Annotated in this window: 4 protein-coding genes; 3 read left to right on the top strand and 1 reads right to left on the bottom strand. The window is 27.7% G+C overall.

Translation table 11 applies throughout. The features are described 5' to 3' along the window. Positions 1 to 83 precede the first annotated feature (83 nt). The 3 genes from tnpB to GOQ29_RS04550 all read left to right on the top strand — a co-directional run bounded on the left by tnpB (position 84) and on the right by GOQ29_RS04550 (position 1909). Entirely contained in the window at positions 84 to 491 is a 408-nt protein-coding gene (tnpB, locus tag GOQ29_RS04560; protein ID WP_203371459.1) for an IS66 family insertion sequence element accessory protein TnpB, read from the top strand. Between the two features lie 71 nt (positions 492 to 562). Continuing rightward, a complete protein-coding gene (locus GOQ29_RS04555) occupies positions 563 to 1129 on the top strand; it encodes a LemA family protein (protein WP_203371458.1) in 567 nt (188 codons plus the stop codon). Between the two features lie 9 nt (positions 1130 to 1138). Further along, positions 1139 to 1909: a TPM domain-containing protein gene (locus tag GOQ29_RS04550; RefSeq protein ID WP_203371457.1), complete on the top strand. Its 771-nt coding sequence runs from the start codon at positions 1139 to 1141 to the stop codon at positions 1907 to 1909. Positions 1910 to 2324: 415 nt separating this feature from the next. Here the strand turns inward: GOQ29_RS04550 and GOQ29_RS04545 are convergent, their stop codons facing one another. Further along, positions 2325 to 2498, bottom strand: a complete 174-nt coding sequence (locus GOQ29_RS04545) for a hypothetical protein (protein ID WP_203371456.1) — start codon at positions 2496 to 2498, stop codon at positions 2325 to 2327. Between the last annotated feature and the right edge of the window lie 165 nt (positions 2499 to 2663).

Below are 2663 nucleotides of genomic sequence, written 5' to 3'. Positions count from 1 at the left end.
ATTGAGATAGGTAAAGCTAGAATTCATATTCCAAACAATGATAAGGTATCTTTAGCTAATATTTTTGAGGTTATTATAAAGTCGTGTTAAATATAGATAAAATAGACAAAGTATATTTAGCTTGTGAAGTAACTGACATTAGAAAAAGTATAGATGGATTAAGTATGATAGTACAAACTCAGTTTAAATTATATCCCTTTGAAAAGGCACTATTTGTATTTTGTAATAGACAGATGAATATGGATGAATATAGTAAGAAAATATTAAATAAAATAAAAAGAATGGAGGCGATTGCATGGGTAAATCCAAATAAATTGTTATTTGATGATATGAAGAATAAATTAGAAATAAAATATAATGAAATATTAGCGGTATCTAGTCTTAAAGGTCCTATTATAAATAATAGGGAAGGAAGTCATATAATGTGGCTTACTGGAGGATTATTTGTTCCAGAAAAGATCTATGATAAGATGTACGAGAGAGGAAAATAATTTCTATTGACTATAATAGTAAATGGTAATAAGATTTAATTAGATTTTAAAAATTAGGAAGGGAGATAAAGATGAATAAAAAAATAATGATAATAGTTATAATAGTGCTTATAATAGGTGTTCCTATTGCAGTTATTGCAGGAAATTACAATAATTTAGTTACGTTAGATGAGGAAGTAAATAACTCTTGGGCACAAGTAGAAAATCAATTGAAACGTAGAGCTGATTTAATTCCTAATCTTGTAGAAACAGTGAAAGGATTTGCAGCTCAAGAGGAAGATATATTAGTTGGAGTAACTGAAGCAAGATCTAGAGTTGTAGCAGCAGATTCTCCAGAAGAGTTGGCTAATGCTAATCAAGAGCTTACTGGTGCATTACAAGGTCTTAATGTAGTTGTAGAAAGATATCCAGAATTAAAATCTAATGAAAACTTTATGCAACTTCAAGACGAATTAGCTGGTACAGAAAATAGGATTGCTGTGGCAAGAAAAGATTATAATGAATCTGCAAGAGATTTAAATGGCAAGATTAGAAGATTTCCTACAAATATAGTGGCAGGAATATTTGGAATAGAACAAAGAGAATATTTTGAGGTATCAGAAGAGGATACAGAAGTGCCTGATGTAAATTTTGAATAGGTGATATAGATGTGTAAAAATAAAATATTTAGTGTACTGCTATTAATTTTTATAATATTTAGTTTTAATGTAGTTTGGGCAGATAATTTTGACATCCCAGAGCCTAGTCATGAATTTTATGTATATGATGAAGCTAATATTTTAGATTCTAGTAGTGAAAATCATATAGTTTCAGTAAATAACGAGATATATAGTAAATATGGATCTCAAGTAGTAGTAGCTACAGTCAATTCTTTACAGGAACGTAGTATTGAGGAGTTTGCAAATGAACTTTTTAGAGAGTGGGAAATAGGAAGCAGTGAAGAGGATAATGGTGTTCTTATATTAGTAGCACCCAAAGATAGTAGAGTAAGAATAGAAGTTGGATATGGATTAGAGGGAGCTTTGCCTGATGGTAAAGTAGGTCGCATAAGAGATGATTATCTTATTTCTAATTTTCAACAGGGTAATTATGATGAAGGAATAAGACTTGCATTCAATGAAATAGTAAGAGAAATAGAAAATGAATATGAAGGTATAGGTGAAGAAGATACTAGTGAATATAGAAATGAAGACACAGAAGATATAGTAGATGGTGGTATGAGTAATATTAAGAAGCTGATTATTGCTATCTTAATTATAGTTTTTATTTTTATAGATTTTAGGTTTTTTAATGGTTTCTTGACCTATATGTTAATAAGAAGTATAGGAAGAGGAAGAGGCGGAGGATCAGGCCGTGGTGGGGGATCATCTGGCGGTGGAGGCTCTTCTGGTGGTGGTGGTGCATCAGGAGGCTGGTAGTAAAATTAATTAAGTAGATATTCTAATAGAATATCTACTTAATTTTGCTCTACTTTAATAGATTCTTCAAACCCATGAGGAGATTACCTAATTTGTTTTTTTGAATAAGTGCTCTATTAGCTTAAAATATATTATTTTTTATAAAATTAAAAATTCCTTCATAATTTTTAGATGCAAAGATGGCAGCAATAAAAAATGATGATAATAAAAGTATTATAATACCCAATACTAGTAAGAACTTTTGTGTAGAAGAATTATTATTAGGTTTATTTTTATTTTCGGGAGAGTTATTTTTGGGACTATTTTTTCTTTTGATTTTTTCGGACATTGTATCACATTCCTTTCATTTCCTTTAATTATGCCTATATTGTATTAAAAATATCCTCTTTTGTCTATTATTAAATCAATCGTCATATTATTTGTTTTTTTCTTCGTAAGTAATAGTTGCTACATACATATAATTAGTATTAGTATATTCAATATTGATTATATTTAGTATATTTTTTTTATTTTTTTCAATCCAAGAGTTTACTTTTTCTTTTAATAAACTATTATCTTTTGAATCTTGTACTATAGTAACATGCTTCATTTAATCACCTCTTAAATAATTATATTATTGAATAAATATTTTATGATAGTAAAAAATAGATAGTATATTATATAAAATAATTAAATATGACAAAATTAATGAATATAAAAAAGATGTTGACTTATAAAATTAAATTTGTTATATTACTAAGGGTCATTTAAAAAT

Source organism: Anaeromonas gelatinilytica, from assembly GCF_016820635.1.
Lineage (GTDB): Bacteria > Bacillota > Clostridia > Tissierellales > SIT17 > Anaeromonas > Anaeromonas gelatinilytica.
The sequence above is the reverse complement of the archived record's forward strand: the minus strand, read 5'-3'. Positions and strand labels throughout refer to the sequence as shown.

What these genes read in the sequence shown, in the direction of transcription:
- GOQ29_RS04555 (WP_203371458.1), top strand. Translation starts at nt 563, where the DNA reads ATGAATAAAAAAATAATGATAATAGTTATAATAGTGCTTATAATAGGT.
- GOQ29_RS04550 (WP_203371457.1), top strand. Translation starts at nt 1,139, where the DNA reads ATGTGTAAAAATAAAATATTTAGTGTACTGCTATTAATTTTTATAATA.
- GOQ29_RS04545 (WP_203371456.1), bottom strand. Translation starts at nt 2,498, where the DNA reads ATGAAGCATGTTACTATAGTACAAGATTCAAAAGATAATAGTTTATTA.